At 72.2% G+C, this 18953-nt stretch carries 17 protein-coding genes and 1 pseudogene; 9 read left to right on the forward strand and 9 right to left on the reverse strand.

The features are described 5' to 3' along the window. Nucleotides 1-89 precede the first annotated feature (89 nt). A complete protein-coding gene (sepH, locus tag AB0J72_RS19550) occupies nucleotides 90-1214 on the forward strand; it encodes a septation protein SepH (protein ID WP_363400570.1) in 1125 nt (374 codons plus the stop codon). A gap of 24 nt (nucleotides 1215-1238) precedes the next feature. Continuing rightward, complete coding sequence (locus AB0J72_RS19555; RefSeq protein ID WP_363400572.1) at nucleotides 1239-2225, forward strand: aldo/keto reductase; 987 nt, start codon at nucleotides 1239-1241, stop codon at nucleotides 2223-2225. A 4-nt stretch (nucleotides 2226-2229) separates the two neighbouring features. Here the strand turns inward: AB0J72_RS19555 and thpR are convergent, their stop codons facing one another. The 5 genes from thpR to AB0J72_RS19580 all read right to left on the reverse strand — a co-directional run bounded on the left by thpR (nucleotide 2230) and on the right by AB0J72_RS19580 (nucleotide 6945). Then, nucleotides 2230-2787 carry an RNA 2',3'-cyclic phosphodiesterase gene (thpR, locus tag AB0J72_RS19560; protein ID WP_363400574.1) on the reverse strand — a complete coding sequence of 186 codons (558 nt, stop codon included), beginning with the start codon at nucleotides 2785-2787 and terminating at the stop codon, nucleotides 2230-2232. Next, on the reverse strand, nucleotides 2784-3320 hold the full coding sequence (locus AB0J72_RS19565; protein ID WP_363400576.1) for a hypothetical protein: 537 nt from the start codon (nucleotides 3318-3320) through the stop codon (nucleotides 2784-2786). Before AB0J72_RS19565 ends, thpR begins: the two co-directional genes overlap by 4 nt. A 1063-nt stretch (nucleotides 3321-4383) precedes the next feature. After that, on the reverse strand, nucleotides 4384-5160 hold the full coding sequence (locus tag AB0J72_RS19570; protein ID WP_363400578.1) for a maleylpyruvate isomerase family mycothiol-dependent enzyme: 777 nt from the start codon (nucleotides 5158-5160) through the stop codon (nucleotides 4384-4386). A 34-nt stretch (nucleotides 5161-5194) separates the two neighbouring features. After that, on the reverse strand, nucleotides 5195-6523 hold the full coding sequence (locus AB0J72_RS19575) for an MFS transporter (RefSeq protein ID WP_363400807.1): 1329 nt from the start codon (nucleotides 6521-6523) through the stop codon (nucleotides 5195-5197). Beyond that, nucleotides 6505-6945, reverse strand: a complete 441-nt coding sequence (locus tag AB0J72_RS19580) for a MarR family transcriptional regulator (RefSeq protein ID WP_363400809.1) — start codon at nucleotides 6943-6945, stop codon at nucleotides 6505-6507. Before AB0J72_RS19580 ends, AB0J72_RS19575 begins: the two co-directional genes overlap by 19 nt. Before the next feature lie 105 nt (nucleotides 6946-7050). Between AB0J72_RS19580 and AB0J72_RS19585 the strand changes: the two genes are divergently transcribed. Together AB0J72_RS19585 and AB0J72_RS19590 are read left to right on the forward strand one after the other, a co-directional pair. Continuing rightward, a complete protein-coding gene (locus tag AB0J72_RS19585) occupies nucleotides 7051-7284 on the forward strand; it encodes a DUF2530 domain-containing protein (protein ID WP_363400811.1) in 234 nt (77 codons plus the stop codon). 10 nt (nucleotides 7285-7294) lie between these two features. Continuing rightward, nucleotides 7295-7687, forward strand: coding sequence for a VOC family protein (locus tag AB0J72_RS19590; protein WP_363400580.1), 393 nt, complete (start codon nucleotides 7295-7297; stop codon nucleotides 7685-7687). Here AB0J72_RS19590 and AB0J72_RS19595 read toward each other — a convergent pair. Further along, entirely contained in the window at nucleotides 7677-8396 is a 720-nt protein-coding gene (locus tag AB0J72_RS19595) for a DUF6597 domain-containing transcriptional factor (protein ID WP_363400582.1), read from the reverse strand. The genes AB0J72_RS19590 and AB0J72_RS19595 overlap by 11 nt on opposite strands. Beyond that, nucleotides 8383-9234: a DUF3027 domain-containing protein gene (locus tag AB0J72_RS19600; RefSeq protein WP_363400584.1), complete on the reverse strand. Its 852-nt coding sequence runs from the start codon at nucleotides 9232-9234 to the stop codon at nucleotides 8383-8385. Before AB0J72_RS19600 ends, AB0J72_RS19595 begins: the two co-directional genes overlap by 14 nt. A 71-nt stretch (nucleotides 9235-9305) precedes the next feature. On the opposite strand from AB0J72_RS19600, the pseudogene AB0J72_RS19605 reads away from it, so the two are divergent. From AB0J72_RS19605 to AB0J72_RS19615, 3 genes and pseudogenes are all read left to right on the forward strand, one after another. Further along, nucleotides 9306-10670: pseudogene (locus AB0J72_RS19605) on the forward strand (MFS transporter); the annotation flags it as partial. Nucleotides 10671-11290: 620 nt separating this feature from the next. After that, nucleotides 11291-11983 (forward strand): futalosine hydrolase, encoded by a 693-nt coding sequence (locus AB0J72_RS19610; protein ID WP_363400586.1) that lies wholly within the window; start codon nucleotides 11291-11293, stop codon nucleotides 11981-11983. A gap of 666 nt (nucleotides 11984-12649) precedes the next feature. Continuing rightward, on the forward strand, nucleotides 12650-13468 hold the full coding sequence (locus AB0J72_RS19615; protein ID WP_363400588.1) for a 1,4-dihydroxy-6-naphthoate synthase: 819 nt from the start codon (nucleotides 12650-12652) through the stop codon (nucleotides 13466-13468). A gap of 62 nt (nucleotides 13469-13530) precedes the next feature. Here the strand turns inward: AB0J72_RS19615 and AB0J72_RS19620 are convergent, their stop codons facing one another. Then, entirely contained in the window at nucleotides 13531-13929 is a 399-nt protein-coding gene (locus AB0J72_RS19620) for a cold-shock protein (RefSeq protein WP_363400590.1), read from the reverse strand. Nucleotides 13930-13979: 50 nt separating this feature from the next. Continuing rightward, on the reverse strand, nucleotides 13980-14579 hold the full coding sequence (locus AB0J72_RS19625; RefSeq protein WP_363400592.1) for a haloacid dehalogenase-like hydrolase: 600 nt from the start codon (nucleotides 14577-14579) through the stop codon (nucleotides 13980-13982). A 174-nt stretch (nucleotides 14580-14753) separates the two neighbouring features. Here AB0J72_RS19625 and AB0J72_RS19630 point away from each other — a divergent pair, with 174 nt between their 5' ends. Next, the gene (locus tag AB0J72_RS19630) at nucleotides 14754-16385 is read left to right on the forward strand and encodes a glycosyl hydrolase family 18 protein (protein ID WP_363400594.1); all 1632 of its coding nucleotides are present in this window, start codon (nucleotides 14754-14756) and stop codon (nucleotides 16383-16385) included. Nucleotides 16386-16462: 77 nt separating this feature from the next. After that, complete coding sequence (locus AB0J72_RS19635) at nucleotides 16463-18832, forward strand: helicase-associated domain-containing protein (protein ID WP_363400596.1); 2370 nt, start codon at nucleotides 16463-16465, stop codon at nucleotides 18830-18832. The last annotated feature ends 121 nt before the right edge of the window (nucleotides 18833-18953 follow it).

An 18953-nucleotide genomic window follows, 5' to 3' on the forward strand; every position in this document is an offset into this window, starting at 1 on the left:
GCACACTTCGTTCCAGCTAGGGTTACGCGTACTGTGACCGAGTGGTGCCGGGAAAGTCGGCGCCGATGCGGGTGGGACGGAGGCACGCTATGCGGCCTGTGCGATTCGTCGCCCTCTCCGAGGACGGCCAAGCGTTCGTTCTCGCCGATGAGGTCGGCCGACTGCTCGCGCTCCCGATCGACGACCGGGTCCAGAGCGCGCTGCGCCCCGACCAGAGCCATGCGACCGCGACGATGGAGACCGCCGCCTCGCAGCTCGCGCCGCGTGACATCCAGGCCCGCATCCGCTCCGGCGAGTCCGCCGAGGAGGTCGCCCGGGTCGCCGGCGTCCCCGTCGACCGCGTCCTGCGCTACGCCGGCCCCGTCCTGCAGGAGCGGGCGATGCTCGCCCAGCATGCCCGCCGCACCCGGCTGAAGACGTCCGACAAGGGCTCCTCGCTCGCCGAGGTCGTCGACGCGCGCCTCGGCCAGCACGGCATCGACACCGAGAAGATCTCCTGGGACGCGTACCGGCGCGAGGACGGCACCTGGCGGATCACCGCCACGTGGCCGAGCGGCAAGGCGACCGCGCAGGCCGTGTGGGAGCTCGACAAGGCCCGCCAGCAGGTCGCCCCGCACGACGACATGGCGCAGTACCTGTGCACCGAGCGCGCCCCGCACGTGCTGGGCCAGGAGCCGCCGGCGCCGGACCGCGCCCTGCCGAGCCGCGGCGAGACCAGCCGCGGCGACCTCGGCGTGCGCCCCGACCCGCTGCGGCACGGCAGCGGCGGCCACGACCTGATCCGCCCGTCCAACGTCCAGCCGTCGACCGTCCAGCCGGAGCGCCGCGGCCGCGGCCTGGGCCCGCTCAACAACGACCCGATCCGGGCCGGGCGGGACGCGCTGCTCGCGTCGCTCGACCGTCCGCTGGGCGCCGCCCCCGGTTCCTCGTCGGAGGAGCCGGCCGCGCCCGCCCCGGTCGCGCAGGGTGAGAGCCGGGCCCGTGGCGCCGCCGCGCTGATCGGCCGCTCCCCGTTCGACGACGACAGCGACCAGAGCAAGGAGATCCCGGCGGTGCCGTCGCTCGCCGTGCTCCGCCCGCGTCGCAACACGCCCTCGGCGGCCTCCCCTTCCGCCGACCAGTCGCCCGCTTCCGAGAAGCCGCGCAAGCGCCTGCCCAGCTGGGACGACGTGCTGTTCGGCGGGGCACCTTCCGCCGCTCGGGAAACCAGCTGACGTTTGCGGGATAGGTTGGTGGTCATGGAGTACACCAACCTCGGGCGGACCGGCCTCTCGGTCAGCCGCCTGTGCCTGGGCACCATGAACTTCGGGCCACAGACCACCGAGCCTGACAGCTTCGCGATCATGGACCGGGCCCTGGACCACGGCATCAACTTCTTCGACACCGCCAACGTCTACGGGTGGAAGCTCGGCGAGGGTGTCACCGAGCAGATCATCGGCCGCTGGATCGCCCAGGGCGGCGGCCGGCGCGAGAAGGTCGTCCTCGCCACCAAGGTCTACGGCAAGATGCAGGAGTGGCCCAACGGCCAGGGCCTCTCCGCGCGCCACATCATCGCCGAGGCCGACGCGTCGCTCAAGCGTCTCCAGACCGACTACATCGACCTGTACCAGATGCACCACGTCTCGCGCAGCACGCCGTGGGAGGAGATCTGGCAGGCGATGGAGGTGCTCGTCGCCCAGGGCAAGGTCCTCTACGTCGGCTCGTCCAACTTCGCCGGCTGGCACATCGCCCAGGCCCAGGAGTCGGCGCAGCGCCGGCACTTCCTCGGTCTGGTCGCCGAGCAGTGCATCTACAACCTCATGGCCCGCACGGTAGAGCTGGAGGTGCTGCCGGCCGCCCGCCAGTACGGGCTGGGCGTCATCCCCTGGTCGCCGCTGCACGGCGGCCTGCTCAGCGGCGCCATCGCGAAGGCCGCCGCGGGCTCCGCCGGCCGGTCCTCAGAAGGCCGCGCCGCCGAGGGCCTGGAGAAGCACCGCGCCGCGATCGAGGCCTACGAGAAGCTCGCCGCCTCGCTCGGCGTGGACCCGTCCAACCTGGCCCTCGCGTGGCTCCTGGCCCAGGACGGCGTCACCGCCCCGATCATCGGCCCGCGCACCGCCGAGCAGCTCGACTCGACGCTCGGTGCCCTGTCGCTCTCGCTGGACGAGGCGACGCTGCAGCAGCTCGACGAGCTTTTCCCGCCCGTCGGCAACGGCGGCCCCGGCCCGGAAGCCTGGGCCTGGTAACGCTTCACGTGTCCCGGGCCGTGGCCAGCACCTCGTAGGTGGGCCGCGGCCCGAGTTCGCTCTTCATCAGCCGTACGTCGTCCGCGTGCCACTGCGGCCCCTGGTACCCGTGCAGCGTCTCCAGGTCGCTCTCCAGCTCCCCCGGCGGCAACCTGTCCCCGGGCCGGGCGATCGTGACGTGCGGCTGCAGCGGCCGCCGGTCGAACGGCAGCCTGCGCTTCTTCAGCTGCTTGCGCACCGCGTCGCCGAGCGGCTGCACGTCCCCGTCGACCTTCGCGACCAGCGTGGTGAACTTCCCCCGCCCGAACCTGCCACCCCCGGCGATCCGCACCACCGGCCCCGGCCCGTGCTCCCGCAGCCCGTGGACCAGCTCGACCGCGTCGTCCTTGCGCTCGTCCTCGACCTCACCGAGGAACGCGAGGGTCATGTGCCACTGCCCGGCCGGCACGAGCCGCACGGAGCGCCCCTCCGGCATCGGCCTGGCCACGTTGAGCCCGCCGACCATCCCCGCGAAGTGCCGCTCGACCTCCGCCGGCAGGTACGCCGCGATGAACAACCTCACCGCTGCCCGGTTTTCGTGTCACGCAACGCCAGCCCCGCCCGCTGCAGCTCACCCTCGACCCGCAACCGCTCGACCTCCAGATCGACCCCGCTCACCTCGCCAAGGTACTGGTCGACCCCCAACTGTCCGCACGCGACCCGCAACGCTTCGTCATATGCCCGCTGCACCGCGTTGAACCACACGGGCGACCTGGTCGCCACCCCCAACCGCAGCCTGTTGAGCCGGCGCAGGTCCCCGGCCAGCTGCTCGATCGGCGGCCCCGCCGGCGCCGGCGGACTCTCCGCGGCCACCGTGTGCAGCACCCGCCCGGCCCAGCTCAGGTGCCACCACCGCCGCACCCGCCCGTCCTGCCACTCGGGCCTGCCCGCCTTCCGGACGAGCACCTTCCTGATCCCCCGCCCGCCCCGCTTGACCGCCCGCACCCCGCGCTCCAGCATCTCGTCCGCGGAGATGAGCAGCAGACACACCAGACACGGCGCCACGGCGATCAGCCCGATGGCACCGACGACCAGCAGGCCGTGCAGCACGCCCACACTCCGAGGCTAAGCCCCCGCAGACAGCGACCGCCACCGATCAACCCAACTTCGGCACCGACTCGCAACCATCCGCGCCCCACCCGCCAAGCCCCCGACGGGACTGGGGCGGTCCGGTGGCACCCCTCGTCGCCACCGGACCGCCCCGCCGAAACCGTGCTGCCGTCCGACCCTCGATCATCCCCACCGCCGTCAACCTCACCCCGGTGGACCGCCCCGCCACCGCGCTGACTCCTCCAGCGCCGCAGTGCCCGGAGGCCGGCGGAGGGCACCAGCAGGTCGCCTTCATGCCGCTGCCGGCCTCCTCATGAGGCATCACTGACCAGCGAATCCGGGGCGCCGGGCTCGAACCCGTGGTCCTCGTGGTCCGGCTGGATCGAAGTGGTCGCTCCGGGCGCTGAGTTGACCGCATCCACCCGGACGCGATGCCGCACGACGGTGCCTTCGCTGCTCGATCGGCCGCCCCCGTCGGTCGGCCGACCTCGCCCTACCAGCACCGCAACCTGCTGCCGCCCGCACACTCCCTTCTGCATCAACCGTCCCGACCGCCACGCCCTGCCCCACGACACCAGCGCGCCGGGGTAGCCCAGAGCCCCCGCAGCCAGCCGTGGCACGGAAGCCCGCAGCCCGACCTCCGACACCCGACCACCGAACGCCCGACTTCCGACGCCCGACCGCCGAGTCAGGTGGCCAGACCCCCGTGATCCGACCCCCACGACTCGAGCCCGCGCGACCCGAACCCGTGAGGCCTGCCGCCCCCACGGACCGATCCCGCAGCCCGAACCCACAGCCCCGAGCTTTCGAGGACTTGCGACCCCATGACCCGAGCTCGTACGACACGACCCCCGGGGCCCTGCGACCCCACGGCTCTCGCCCCACTCGCCCGGCCTTGCCTGCTCGCCCTGGCTTGCCTGGCGACCGTCGCGCCCGTACAGCAGTCGTCAGGCGCCGCGCTCCCCCAGCCGCGCCGAACCCGACCCGGCGACCGACCTGACAACCAGGCACGGCAACCGGACTGGCGACCGCCCCGCCCGGACAGCGGCCGGCAGGTGTGGCGGAGTGCCTACTGCGTCGAGGCCACCAGCAGCCCGCGCAGCTCGGCCAGGGCGGTGTCGTCGCCCTCCGGCACGGCCTCCGAGACGCCCGGGGACTCGCGGGACCAGAGCCAGCGCAGCACGCCCGGCGCCGTCCCGCTCACCGTGGCGTCCAAGAGCATCGTGGCCGCGGCCGACGGGTCGGCGTCGGTGACGGTGGCGCCGGTCGAATCGGTGCGGAGGAGCCAGCCCGGCCCGCCGTTGACGCCGACGATCACCGTGCGGCCCTTGGCGTCGGCGAGCACCGACTCGAACTCCTCCCGCCACGCGTGCGACCCGTAGTCGACGAAGAGCTTCAGCACCTCGTCGATCCCGTCGATCGCCAGGTCGTCGGGGATCTCGGCGATCGGCACCCCGAGCGCCAGCTCGGCGTCGAGGCGGTGGATGACGGTCTCCTGCGCCATCCGCCGGACCCAGAAGCCGACGGTCTGGTCGGGCTCGTGCCAGGTGCGCGACGGCTCGTCGGACGCACGGGCCGCGAACTCGGCGACGAGGGCGGCATAGCCCCGGTCGAGCAGCGCGATCGGTCCCTCGGCGTCGAGGCCGGCCGGTGGCCAGGGGTCGGGGAAGGCGTTGAGCCGCATGCACTCGGCCTTGTGCAGGTAGACCTCGGCCACGTGCCTGACCAGGTCGGCGACGGTCCAGCCGGGACAGCTCGGCACCGCCGCGGTCAGGTCCGACACCGCCACCTCCCGAAGCCGCCCGTAGTCAGCGGCGAGACACTCCAGCAATCGCAATCGCTCCATGCCCGCGACCTAACCACATGGGTACGACAAAAAATCAGCGAACGGCCGGGACCCGCAGCTCAAAGGCGGGGGTGTCCTTGCGGGCCGGTTCGAAGACGTGCAGGTGCGGGCTCGGCCGCAGATGCACGCGCACCTTCCCGCCGACCCTGCGCAGCTGCATGGCGCCCATCACCAGCGTGGCGAGGACCGACACCAGCCCGCCGACCCAGATGCCGGAGCGCGGCCCGTACCGCTCGGAGCACCAGCCGATGACCAGCGCGCCCAGCGGCGTGGTGCCGAGGAAGACCAGGACGTACAGCGCCATCACCCGCCCTCGGAACTCCGGGTCCGTCCCGAGCTGGACGCGCTGGTTGGCGGCCTGCGCGAAGTAGATCATGAAGAAGCCGGTGGGCAGGAGGAGCAGCACGGCCGTGACGAACGTGGGCGCGAACCCGACCAGCGTCTCGAACCCCCCGAAGAGCACCGCGGCGGCGAGCACCACGTAGGCCGAGGGGCGGGCGCGGCGGCGGGAGCTGGCCAGGGCACCGCCGAGCGCGCCGACGGCGAGCGCGGTGGTGAGCAGGCCGAAGTACTCCGCGTCGACCTTGAACTCGACCTTGGCGAGGACCGCGAGGGTGAGCTGGAAGTTGAAGCCGAACAGGCCCACGACGAGCACCAGGAGGATGGCGAGGCTGAGGTCGGGGCGGCGCTTCACGTAGCGGAGTCCGTCGGCGGTACGGGCATCGCTGGCCGACACCGGCGGCCGGTCCACCCGGAACAGCTCGGCGGTGCGCATGCGGGAGAGCCCCACCAGCGGCGCGAGGCACAGCCCGGCCGTCAACAGGAAGATCGGGCCGGTGCGCTCGTGCAGCAGCCCGATGACCAGCCCCGCGACCGCCGGCCCGACGACCCGTGCGGCGTTGAACGTGGCGGCGGACAGCGACAGCGCGTTGGGCAGCAGCTCCGGGCCGACGAGCTCGGAGACGAACGCCTGCCGCACCGGCGTCTCGATCGCGCTGATCACGCCGAAGAGGCCGGCCGTCACGAAGACCCACCAGAGGGTCACGACGCCGGTCACGACCAGGACGCCCAGCAGGGTCGCGACCAGAGCCGATCCGGCATTGGCGAAGAGGAGCAGCCGGCGCTTGTCGAACCGGTCGGCGAGCTGCCCTCCGTACAGTGTGAGCAGCAGAACGGGAGTGAACTGCAGCGCGGTGACGACACCCAGCGCAGTCGGGGAGTTGTGCGAGAGCTGCAGGACGAGCCAGTCCTGCGCGACGAACATCATCCATGTACCGAGGAGCTTGACCAACTGTCCGGTGCTGAACAACCGGTAGTTGCGGACCCTCAGCGAACTGAAGACGCTCATTCGCTTCGACCTAATCGGCCGAGGATCTCGGCCGCCTTCGCGAGCGTCTCGCGCTCGTCCGGGGTGAGCGAGGCGAGCCGCCTGGCCAGCCACTCGTCGCGGGCGCGGCGGTGCTCGGCGACGACCGCCCGGCCGGACTCGGTCGCGGCGAGGATGACCTGCCTGCCGTCGGTCGGGTGCGGGGTCCGCTGGACGAGGCCGCGCTCCTCCAGCTTCGCGACGATCTTGGTGAGCGTCGGCGGCTGCACGCGCTCCGCGTCGGCCAGCTCGCGGGGAGTCAGCGCGCCGTTGAGTTCGAGGCTGGTCAATGCGGACAGCTGGGTGATCGTCAGGTCGCCGATCGGCCGGGCCTGCCGCAGCCTGCGGTTGAGCCGGGTGATGCTGTCCCGCAACGCCGCCGCCAGCTGCGCGCCAGTGATCTTCGGAGTTCGCACCATCACAATCGTTAGCTTACCTAATAAGCTTGGCTAACGACCTGTGTTCGCGATCACGGGAGTACCGTGTCGGGCGTGACCAGCCAGCCGAAGCCGCTCGACCCGCCGATGGTGCCGTTCGCCCTCGCCGGGATCGGCTTGTGGATCCTCGCGGTGCTCGTGATGCTGCCGTTCCGCGACGAGCTGGCCGATGCCGGGCACGGCGACTGGTTCGGCATCGCGGTGGCCGGCGCGCTGTGGGGCATTCCGGGCGGGCTGACCATGGTCGTCCACGACCGGAACCGCAAACGCCGGCGGGCCGCGTCCGATTCGTTCAAGACCGGGGAGACCGGCGGCGCCTAGCCTCTGGGGTATGGCACCCACACTGAACTACATCGGCATCGTCGTGACGGACATGGCCAGGTCACTGGCCTTCTACCGGCAGCTCGGGCTGGACATCCCGGCCGATCAGGACGCCGCCCCGCACGCCGAGTGCACCCTGGGCGGCGGCATGAGGATCGCGTGGGACACGGAGGAGACGATCCGCTCGTTCGACCCCGAATGGACGCCGCCGGTCGGCACCGGACGGTCCGCCATCGGCTTCGAGTGCGACACGCCCGCCGAGGTCGACAAGGTCTACGACTCGTTGGTCTCCGCAGGGTACGGCGGGCACAAGGCACCCTGGGACGCCTTCTGGGGCCAGCGGTACGCGATCCTGCACGACCCCGACGGCCACCCCGTCGACCTCTACAGCACTATCCGATGACCTCCCGCAGCGGCGCGCCGGCCAGCGCCTTCACCTCCCGCGAGAGGTGCGCCTGGTCGGCGTAGCCGCCGGCGGCGGCCACCAGGCCGAACGGCATGCCGCCGCGGGCCAGGTCCAGCGCCGCGTTGACGCGGAGGATCCGGGCGAGGGTCTTCAGCCCGTACCCGAAAAGGCCCAGGCCACGGCGGTGCAGCTGGCGCTCGCTGATGCCCATGTCCGCGGCGATCTCCGCGACCGGCCGCCGCGCCCTGAGCCGCTCGACCACCGCCGGCACCCAGAGCTCGTCCGGTTTGTCGTTCCTTTCGGATGCCGCCCCTTGGAACGCCTCCTCGAGCGCGCGAGCCGGGTCGGCGGCCTCGTCGAGCAGTTCGGTGAGGCGCCTGACGCGCGCCGAGGGCCACAGCGCCGCCAGGGGCACCCGCTGGTCGCGCAGCTCGTCCGCGGGGACTCCGAGCAGGCCCGGAGCGGTCCCCGGATCGAAGCGGATCCCCGTGTACGAGAGGCCGGCCGGACTCCTCCCGAGCTTGGCGACCGTGTCGGGGCCCGCCACCAGCAGCTCGCCGCCACGCTGGTGGATGACGTCCATGCAGCCGTCGGGCAGGATGCGGAACTCGCCGTCCTCGTTGCCCGGGTCCGGGCTCAGCCGCCAGACCGTCGCGGCCAACACCCGCGACGGTCGCTCCTGATAGCCGTACTCAGCCGTGCCCATAGGGCTCGGCGGGCTCGGACTCGTCGACCGAGCCGTGCGCCCGGCTGACCGACACCGACTCGACCTCGCTGTCGTCGAACACCGTGGGCAGCTCGTCGACCGCCTGGACCTGCTCGATCAGCACCTCGGAGTGCGCGCCGCAGCCGTGGTCGACGGAGACGACCTGGGCGTCGTCGGGCGCGTACTCGTTGCCGCACACGCCGAACGCCTGCCGCATCGAGCCGGCGAGCTGCAGGTAGAAGCCGCACGACCCGCACCGGGCGGAGCTCGGCGCGGCCACGGAGATGGGCGCGTTGGGGCCCCGGTCGCCGTCATACCACCGCTGCGCGGCGTCCAGCCGCCCCTCGCGCGACAGCACGCGGACCCGGCCGAGACCGAGCTCCCAGTTGACGTCCTCGACCGCCGAGTCGTCGGACTGCACATAGCCGGGCGCCAGTCGTACATCGTCCGGGGCCGTCGGCAGAAGGTCGCCGACCCCCAGGTCGCCGGGCTGCAGCCGCTCCTGCCAGGGCACCCACTCGGGGGCGCGCAGCGCCTCGGGCCCGGGCAGCAGCGTCGACTCGCAGATCGTCACCTGCTTGCTGCGCGGGATCCTGGTGACGCTCACCGCCCAGCGCCAGCCCCGGTATCCGGGCAGGCCACAGGCGAAGAAATGTGTGACGAGGCGCTCACCTTCGGCGACGACGCCGAGATGCTCACCGATGTGCTCGGGATCGACGACGTCCAGCCCGAGGCGGGCGATCTCCACGGCGTCCGCGCAGACCTGGTCGGGCTTCCCCGCGCGGCCGCTGGAACGGGTCTGGGAAGTCGAGGCTGTCACCCCACCATTGTTCCTCATCGCCACGCCCGGCGAGCACGGTGGCCCCGGCGTGGCCGGAAACTGTCGCACCCATGGTTCAGGATGGGGGCATGTCGGTGATTCGAGGTGTGGCGCAGACCGTGGTGACGACCGCGCGGGCAGCACGGGTCGCCACCGTCGGCGGCGCCAAGGCCGGCCGCTTCGTGGGGCGCAACCTGCTGCGCGTCCGCCAGAAGGGCGCCGGCGGCGAGACCGGCATGCTCCGCCTGCTCGACCTGCACGCGGCCTCCTGCGCCGGCGACACCCTCGTCGCGCTCGGGCTCGCCGGCACCATCTTCTTCTCCGTCCCGGCGGGCCAGGCCCGCGACCGGGTCGCGCTGTACCTGATCGTGACGATGCTGCCGTTCGCGCTGCTGGCGCCGATCGTCGGACCGGTGCTCGACCGGTTCCGGCACGGCCGCCGCTATGCGCTCGCCGTCACCATGCTCGGGCGGGCCTTCCTCGCGGTCCTGATCTCCGAGCACCTGACCGGCTGGGCGCTCTATCCGGCCGCGTTCGGCATGCTCGTGCTGTCCCGGGCCTATGGCGTGGCCCGCAGCGCCGCGGTCCCTCGCGTGCTGCCCAAGGGGCTCGGCCTGTCCGAGGCCGGCGCCCGCGCCTCCGTCTACGGCACGTTCGCAGGCGCTCTGGTGCTGCCCGTCGGCCTGATCGCGGCCCAGTTCGGTCCGCAGTGGCCGCTGCGGCTGTCGATCATCGTGTTCTTCTACGGGATGGTCACGTCCCTGCGACTGCCGCCGCGCGCCGACTCCGACCCGCCCGAGCAGGTCCCACGCGTCCTGCAGCGGCCGAGCCACCGCGGCGCGAAGGTGCTCGCCGGCCGGGTCGTCATCGGCGCCCTGATCGGCAGCGCGACCCTGCGCGCGCTCTACGGGTTCCTGACGCTGTTCCTGGCGTTCGCGATCAAGGAGCGCTCGCTGCCGGTCGGGCTCGGCCCGTGGCAGCTGTCCGAACAGGCGGCGGTCGTGGTCGTGGCCGGCGCGCTCGGCGTGGGCTCGTTCCTGGCCACCGCCGTGGGCACCCGGCTGCGCATCCATCGGCCCGCCCTGCTGCAGGCGGTCGGCATCGGCCTGACCGCGTTCGTGGCGCTGATCGCCGCCGATCGCGGCTCGCTCGGCGCGGTCGCCCTGCTGTGCCTGGTCACGGCCATCGCCAGCGGCCTGGCCAAGCTCGCCGTCGACGCCTCGATCCAGGAGCGCGCCGACGAGCAGGTGAGGGCCAGCGCCTTCGCCCATTCCGAGACGTTGCTCATGGTCGCCTGGGTCCTCGGCGGCGCCGTCGGGCTCATCCCGTTCACCGGCGGCTGGGGCATGATCGTGGCCGCCGGGTTCATCACGCTCGGCGCGGTCAAGGCCGTCTGGTCGGCGATCGCCCTGCGCAAGGAGCGCCTCCGCGGCGCCCCGCTCGACCACGACGAGCAGCCCACTGACCCTGTCGCCGCCGGCTCAGGCTCGGGCGGCCGGTCGGGCGGGCCGGGCAGTTCCGGCGGCGGGTCCGATGCCACCACCGTGCCCTGGCCTGCCGGCTCGGCGTCGGGCGGCGGGGTGGGCGCTGCGACAAGTGGCTCCGGCGGTTCCCGGGCAGGCACCGCCGCTGGTGCTGGGGTCGGTGGCGGGTCCGGCGGTGGGGCTGGTGCCGGTGCCGGGGCCGGTGCTGGGGCGACCCGGCGGATGCCGTTCCAGTCCCGCACGAGCGACGAGACCCCGACCGTCGATCAGGGTGCCGGGGGTGAGGGCTCGCGCCGCCGGTTCGGGTGGCGCCGCCGCTCCACCGACCCCGCGAACACACCGGCCGGCACCGGCCCAGCCGGCGGCTCCGGTTCTGGCGCAGGTGCGGGCTCGGGTGGCGGCTCCGGCTCGCCGCCGCGGGGTGATTCGCCGGCGGGTGGCCCGGTCGGGCCGCGCCGGCCCACCGACGCGACCCGGCGCATGCCGGCCGTCGACGTGGACGACGAGACGGCGCCGCTCGCACCTCCTGGATACTCGCTGTACCGCCCGTCCGGCATCGACTCGACCAGGTCCCTGGAGGATGACGACCGATGAGACCGTTCCTGGGACATGACCGCGCCCTGATCGTCACCGCTGTCGAGATCGAGCGGGCCAAGGTGCTCGCCGGCCTCGGCATCACCGACCCGCAGCCCGACGACCTCGAGTCCGGCGCCCCGATCGTCGTGGTCGCCGCCGGGGTCGGCCCCGCCGCCGCGGCGGCCGTGACCGCCCAGTTCGCGACGACCGCCGTGCACGACGGCCGGCCCTTCGGTGTGATCCTCTCGGCCGGGATCGCCGGCGGCTTCGCCGGGCGCGTCGAGATCGGCGGCCTCGTCGTCGCCACGGAGAGCATCGCCGCCGACCTGGGCGCCGCCGGGGCCGACGGCTTCGAGAGCGTCGACGACCTCGGCTTCGGCACCGCTCGCTACGACGCCGACCCGGCCCTGCTCCGCACCCTGCGCCAGGCCCTCCCCGAGGCGGTCGGCGGCCCCGTCCTCACCGTCTCCACGGTCACCGGCACGGCCGAGACCAAGGAGGCCATCCAGAAGCGCCATCCCGACGCCGTCGCCGAGGCCATGGAGGGCTTCGGGGTCGCCGCCGCCGCCCGCCTCTGGCCGGGCACCGCCTTCGGCGAGATCCGCACCATCTCCAACGCCGTCGGCCCTCGCGACCGAGCCGCCTGGCGCATCCCCCAAGCCCTCGAAACCCTCCGCGAAGCCTTCGCCACCCTCGCCGGCCGCTGACCCCCGCACCACCACCGACCCGCCGTCACCCACCACGCCACTTCGCACCACCGACCGGCCGAACCCGATCACGCCCACCACCACCGACCCGCCCGGACCGGATCACGCGTACCACCACCGACCCGGGCGGACCAGATCACGCCGCCAGCACCGGCCGCACCTTCTCGGGCCTGACGCGATGGCGGCCAGTCTCCGTCGTCACCAGCACAGCCAGAGCCCCTGCCGTCCGGGCCTGACACGACGGCGGCCAGCCTCCGGCGCCACCAGTACAGCCCGACCTCGCGGCCGCCGGAGGGATCGCCCCTGCTGCGGCGGCCTGCACACCCCTGCTGCCCGGATCCGCCATCTTCAGATCGCTGCGCACCACCAGTGGCTGCCACCGTCCGAGCGGATCGGCGACGCCGTGAGCGGCACAGGTTCGGTGGGGTGGTGATGTCGCCCACTCGCCCGGCCCGGGGGATCGAGGGCGTCGGGTCGTGTCCAGCTTCAGTGCGGCGCCGCCTGGCACGTCGTTGACCGGGTGGCCGGCGAGCAGCACGGCTCGGGCGCTGATCTCCACCCCCGACCCAGGGCGGGATTCACGGGTGTCGACTGCGTAGTAAGGGTCACACTGGGCGTTTCGCGACTCGTCGTGCGGTGGCGGCGAACGGCGTTAGATTCGGGGTTGTGACGCTCTCGCTCGCATTCTCGCCGTGCCCCAACGACACGTTCGTCTTCCATGCGCTCGCGCATGGGCTGGTGCCGGGGGCGCCCGCGTTCGACGTGACGTTCGCCGATGTCGACGTCACCAACACCGCTGCCGAGCGGGGTGAGTTCGACCTGGTCAAGGTCAGCTATGCGGCGCTGCCGTGGCTGCTCGACAAGTACACGCTGCTGCCGTGCGGCGGGGCGCTCGGCCGGGGGTGCGGGCCGCTGGTGCTGGTGAAGGACCAGGCGATCACCAGCCTGGAGGGCAGGACGGTGGCGGTGCCGGGTGACCGCACCACCGCATACCTGCTGATGCGCCTGTGGTCGGCGGGAGCGCCGCCGAAGAGTGTGGAGATCGTGCCGTTCGCGGAGATCATGCCGGCGGTGGCCAAGGGCCAGTTCGACGCGGGGCTGGTGATCCACGAGGCGCGGTTCACGTTCCAGCGGCACGGCCTGCACGCGCTCGCCGACCTCGGCGAGTGGTGGGAGGGCGACACGGGGCTGCCGATCCCGCTCGGGGCGATCATCGCGCACCGCGACCGTGTCGACCCGGAGCAGGCGACGGCGTGGATCAAGGAGTCGGTCCGGCAGGCGTGGGCCGACCCGTCCCGCAGCCGTGACTACGTGCTGGCGCACGCCCAGGAGATGGAGCAGCCGGTCGTCGACCAGCACATCAACCTGTACGTCAACGAGTTCACCTCGTCGCTCGGCCCGGACGGCCACGCAGCGGTCGACGCCCTGCTGACCAGGGCCGCCGCCGAGGGGCTGGTCCCAGCCACACCCCTCGTCGGCGCCTGAACACAAGCACTGAGCGAGCAACAGCAACCCGGGCGAGCAAGACCCAGGCGAGCAACAGAACCCTAGACTTCCAGCTCCCGTGCAACGAGATGGACCGCCTCGGCGACGGTCTTCGCGGTCTTGCGGTCGGGGTAGCGCCCCCGCCGCAGGTCAGGCTGGATCTTCGCCTCGAGGACCTTGATCATGTCCTCGATCAGGCCGTGCAACTCGTCCGGCTGGCGGCGGCTGGCGACAGCGCGGGCCTCGGTCACGGAGGGCGGCGCGTCGACGAACTTGACGTGCATCGCCTGAGCGCCCTTGCGGCTGTCAACCACCCCGAACTCGACCCGCTGGCCGGTCTTCAACTCACCCGCACCCGTCGGCAGTGCCGCCTTGTGCACGAAGACGTCGCCGCCGTCGTCGCTGGTGAGGAACCCGAAACCCTTCTCCTGGTCGTACCACTTCACTCGACCCGTCGGCACGCTGTCCTGCTCCCCGGTGATTGACCCGTCCCACCCACAACACCTCAAGGCTAGTCACCGCTTGCCGGACGGCCAACCGAGATCACGCCCCTGAGAAACGAGGGGAACGCGTGCAGGTCGGCGGCCACGACCGTCGCGCCCGCGGCCTGCAGCTCCGCGGCCGAGCAGGGACCGGTGGTGACACCCAGGACTGGCACGCCGGCCAGGACTCCGGCCTGCATGTCGGCGATGTGATCCCCGACGTACGCGGTCGCGCCCACCGCCTTCAGTACCGTCGACTTCTCCGCGGCGAAGACGTCGCCATGCACCTCGTCGACCGGAATGTCCAGATGTGCGAGATGCAGTGAAGCGAGCCTGCCGAGCTTCGATGTGATCACCACGATCCGGCCTCCGGCCTCGCGCACCGCCGCAAGGGCGGCCAGCGCACCCGGCAGTACCAACGCCGGAGCGATCGCGTGATGCTCGTACAAACTCCGATAAATACCGACAGCCTCCTCAACCGACTCAGGAGGGAACCATTCGGATAGTTCCGTCCTGAGCGGTGGTCCGAGACGGGACACCGCCAGATCGGCGTCGACATGGACGCCAGTACGCACTGTGAGGGCTCGATACGCAGCCGCGATACCTGGCCGAGTGTCGAGGAGCGTCATGTCAAGGTCAAAGCCAATGACAACCGGTTGTTGAGACACCCTTAAGGATGCCCAGGTCACGATAGGTAAGCCATCGAAATACCCACCGGTCACCAGTTGACGAGGTGAGACTTCGACCACTAACGTCTCCAATACTTTTAGGAAAGTTTCCTAAAGGATCATCCAGGAGACGCGATGAAACGATCCGTCCGCAACGGCCTCATCGTCGCCGCCGCGCTGGCAGTGGCCGGGGCCGTCGTCCCAATCGTCACCACCACCGCCAACGCCGCCGGCAACCTCAGCGCAACGTTCACGGTCGACCAGGACTGGGGCAGCGGCTGGGGCGCCACGTACAAGATCACCAACGGCACCTCAAGCGCCATCAACGGATGGACTCTCGAGTTCGACCTGCCCACGGGCGGTCAGATCACCAGCTTCTGGGACGCCGACGTCGTGCGCACCGGCCAGCACTACGTGGCGAAGAACAAGTCGTGGGCCTCGTCGCTCGCCGCCGGCGCCAGCTTCAGCTGGGGCATGAACGGCAGCGGCGCGAAGCCGCCGACCAACTGCAAGATCAACGGCGTGACCTGTAGCGGTGGCACCCCCACCACCAACCCGCCGACCACGACGCCGCCGACCTCCAAGCCGCCGACGTCGAACCCGCCCACCTCGAACCCCCCGACCTCCAACCCGCCGACCACGAACCCGCCGAGCGGCCAGAAGGTCGTCGGCTACTTCGCGGAGTGGGGCGTCTACGGCCGCAACTACCACGTGAAGAACATCGACACGAGCGGCTCGGCGGCGAAGCTGACGCACATCCTCTACGCGTTCGGCAACACCACCGGCGGCCAGTGCTCCATCGGTGACAGCTACGCCGACTACGACAAGGCGTACACGGCGGCCGACTCGGTCGACGGCGTCGCGGACACCTGGGACCAGCCGCTGCGCGGCAGCTTCAACCAGCTCAAGAAGCTCAAGGCGAAGTACCCGCACCTGAAGGTGATCTGGTCCTTCGGTGGTTGGACCTGGTCGGCCGGCTTCACCCAGGCCGCCGCCAACCCGACCGCGTTCGCGAACTCCTGCTACAACCTGGTCAACGACCCGCGCTGGGCCGGTGTCTTCGACGGCATCGACATCGACTGGGAGTACCCGAACGCCTGTGGCCTGCAGTGCGACGCGAGCGGCCCGGCTGCGTTCAAGAACGTGATCTCGGCGCTGCGCGCCAAGTTCGGCTCCAGCAAGCTGGTCACCGCGGCCATCACGGCTGACGGCAGCAACGGCGGCAAGATCGACGCGGCGGACTACGCCGGTGCGGTCGGCAACCTCGACTGGTTCATGCCGATGACCTACGACTACTTCGGTGCGTTCGCCGCGCAGGGCCCGACCGCCCCGCACTCGCCGCTGAGCTGCTACTCGGGCATCCCGCAGGCCGGCTTCTGCTCCGAGGCCGCGATCGCCAAGCTCAAGGCGAAGGGCGTGCCGTCCAACAAGCTGCTGCTCGGCATCGGCTTCTACGGCCGTGGCTGGACCGGCGTCACCCAGACCGCGCCCGGCGGCACCGCGACCGGCGGCGCGCCCGGCACGTACGAGACGGGCATCGAGGACTACAAGGTCCTCAAGAACACCTGCCCGGCCACCGGCACCGTCGGCGGCACCGCGTACGCCAAGTGCGGCAGCAACTGGTGGAGCTACGACACCCCGGCCACCATCGCCGGCAAGATGAGCTACGCCAAGCAGCAGGGCCTCGGCGGCTCCTTCTTCTGGGAGCTCTCGGGCGACACCACCAACGGTGAACTGATCACCGCGGTGAGCAACGGTCTGAAGTAACAACCCCCTTCGAAAGAGGGCGGGGCCGTCGGCCCCGCCCTCTTTTGTCATACGGGGCGGTTAGCGTATGAGGTGAGATGACTACCTCGCTCGCAGACCATTTCCGCGCCCTGCCCGACGACGGGCTGATGGCGCTCATCCGGTTGCGCCCGGACCTGGTCATCCCCCCGCCGTCGGACTTCTCGGCGCTGGCGCACCGCGCCCAGTCCCGGGTGGCGGTGGCCCGGGCGCTCGACGGGCTCGACACGTTCACGCTCGAGATCCTCGACGCACTGCGGTACACACGCGTCGGCCACACCACGTCCACCGAGACGGTGCTGGCGCTCACCGCGGCGTCCGGCGTCGAGGCGGCGAGGGTGCGGGGCGCGATCGACCTGCTCCTGCAGCACGGCATCGTCTTCGGGCACGACGGTGCACTGCGCATCGTCGGCGCCGTCGACGAGGTCTGTTCGCCCTATCCGGCGGGGCTCGGCCGGCCCGCCGCCGAGCTCGACCCGCTCGCCGGCGCCCTGGTCGCCGACGCCGCGAGGCTGCGCCGCACGCTGCTCGCCGCGCCACCTGCCGCCCGCGCGGTGCTCGACCGGCTCGCCGCCGGCCCGCCCGTCGGCACCGTCACCCCGGCCAGCCTGCGCTCCGACCCCGACTCCCCCGTCCGCTGGCTGGTCGACCAGCACCTGCTGGTCGCCGTCAGCCGCGACGCCGTCGAGCTGCCCGTCGAGGTGTCGCTCGTGCTGCGCCGCGACGGCGGCCCCCTCGGCCAGCTGCACCCCGACCCGCCACAGGTCGACACGCCCACCCGCGACGCCGCCCAGCTCGACCGCGCCGGCGCGGGCCAGGTCCTGGAGCTGGTGCGCAATCTCGAGACGCTGATCGAGGCGGTCAACGCCGACCCGCCGTCGGTGCTGCGCTCGGGCGGCATGGGCGTGCGCGAGCTGCGCCGCTTCGCCAAGCTCGTCGGCGTCGACGAGCAGGCCGCCGCCCTCATGATCGAGATCGCCGCCGCCGCCGGGCTGCTCGGCGAGGAGATCATCGACAACAAGCGGGTCGAGAGCGTCTTCCTGCCGACTGTCGCCTATGACGTGTGGCGGGCGTGCGGGATCGCCGCCCGCTGGCACCGCGTCGCCGTCACCTGGCTGACGATGACCCGCGCGCCGTCGCTGATCGGCCAGCGGGACGACCGCGACCGCCCGTTCAACGCGCTGGCGCCCGAGCTGTCCCGCCCCGGCGCACCCGCCCAGCGCCGCGCCGCGCTGCAGGTCCTGGCCGAGCTGCCGCCCGGCGCCACCATCGCCCCGTCCGACGTGGTCGAGCTGCTGTCGTGGCGCACCCCGCGGCGGGTCTCCCGCAGCGCCGCCGCGGTGGTGGAGGCCAATCTCGCCGAGGCCGCCCTCCTCGGCCTGATCGGCTATGACGGCCTCACCGGCTATGGCCGGCTCCTCCTCGACGAGGTCACCTCGGGCAGCATCGACACCGACGACCCGCTCGGCCTCAACGCCCCCGACGGCACCGCCCTCACCGGCTCAGCCGCCCTGCTCGACACGCTCCTGCCCGCCCCGGTCGACCACGTCCTGCTGCAGGCCGACCTGTCCGTCATCGTCCCCGGCCCACCCGAGCCGACCCTCGCCGGCGAGCTGGAGCTCCTCGGCGTGCAGGAGTCCGCCAGCGTCTTCCGCATCACCGCCGACTCGGTCCGCCGCAGCCTCGACGCCGGCTACAGCGCCGCCGACCTGCACGCCCTTCTCGCCCGCCGGTCCCGCACCCCCGTCCCGCAGACGCTCACCTACCTCATCGACGACATGGCCCGCCGCCACGGCGGCATGCGCATCGGCTCGGCCAACTCCTATGTCCGCAGCGACGACGAGTCCCTGATCGCCGAGGTCCTCGCCGACCGCCGCCTCCAGCCGCTGACGCTGCGCCGCCTCGCACCGACCGTCCTCGCCAGCCGCCACACCCCCGCGAGGCTGCTGGAGGCACTCCGCGACGCCGGCTACCCGCCCGTCCAGGAGGACTCGACCGGCGCCGCCGTCCTCACCCGCCCGAAGGCCCGCCGCGGCCCACCCCGCCCCAGCTGGGCACACCGCGGCATCGAGGACCCGGCCGCCGCGGCCCGCCTTTCCAGCCCCCGCCTCGCCGGCGTCATCGAGCAGATCCGCAGGGGCGACGCCGCCGCCAGGGTCGCCCGCCGCGCCCCCGTGACCGTCCGCGCCAACGGCGCCAGCACGTCCTCCCACACCGAGGCGCTGGAGATCCTCCAGCAGGCGCTCCGCGACAAGACCCGCGTCTGGGTCGGCTATGTCGACTCCCACGGCGCCACCGCGTCCCGCCTGGTCAGGCCCGTCTCCATGGGCGGCGGCTACCTGCGCGCCGAGGACGAACGGACCGAGATGCTGCACACGTTCGCCCTCCACCGGATCACCGCCGCCGCACCCGAAGAGGGCCCCGCATAGCTGGTCCTTCGTGGCTCCGGCCGTCGTGGGCACGGTCGTTGCTGCCGTCAGCGCCGGGTCTGGGCCGATGCGGCGAAGCGCCGGACCCTGGGCCCTCCCTGCCACCTCCGCGTGCAGTTGC

Origin of the sequence: Dactylosporangium sp. NPDC049742, from assembly GCF_040674675.1 — a bacterium.
In the GTDB taxonomy this organism is placed as follows: domain Bacteria; phylum Actinomycetota; class Actinomycetes; order Mycobacteriales; family Micromonosporaceae; genus Dactylosporangium; species Dactylosporangium maewongense.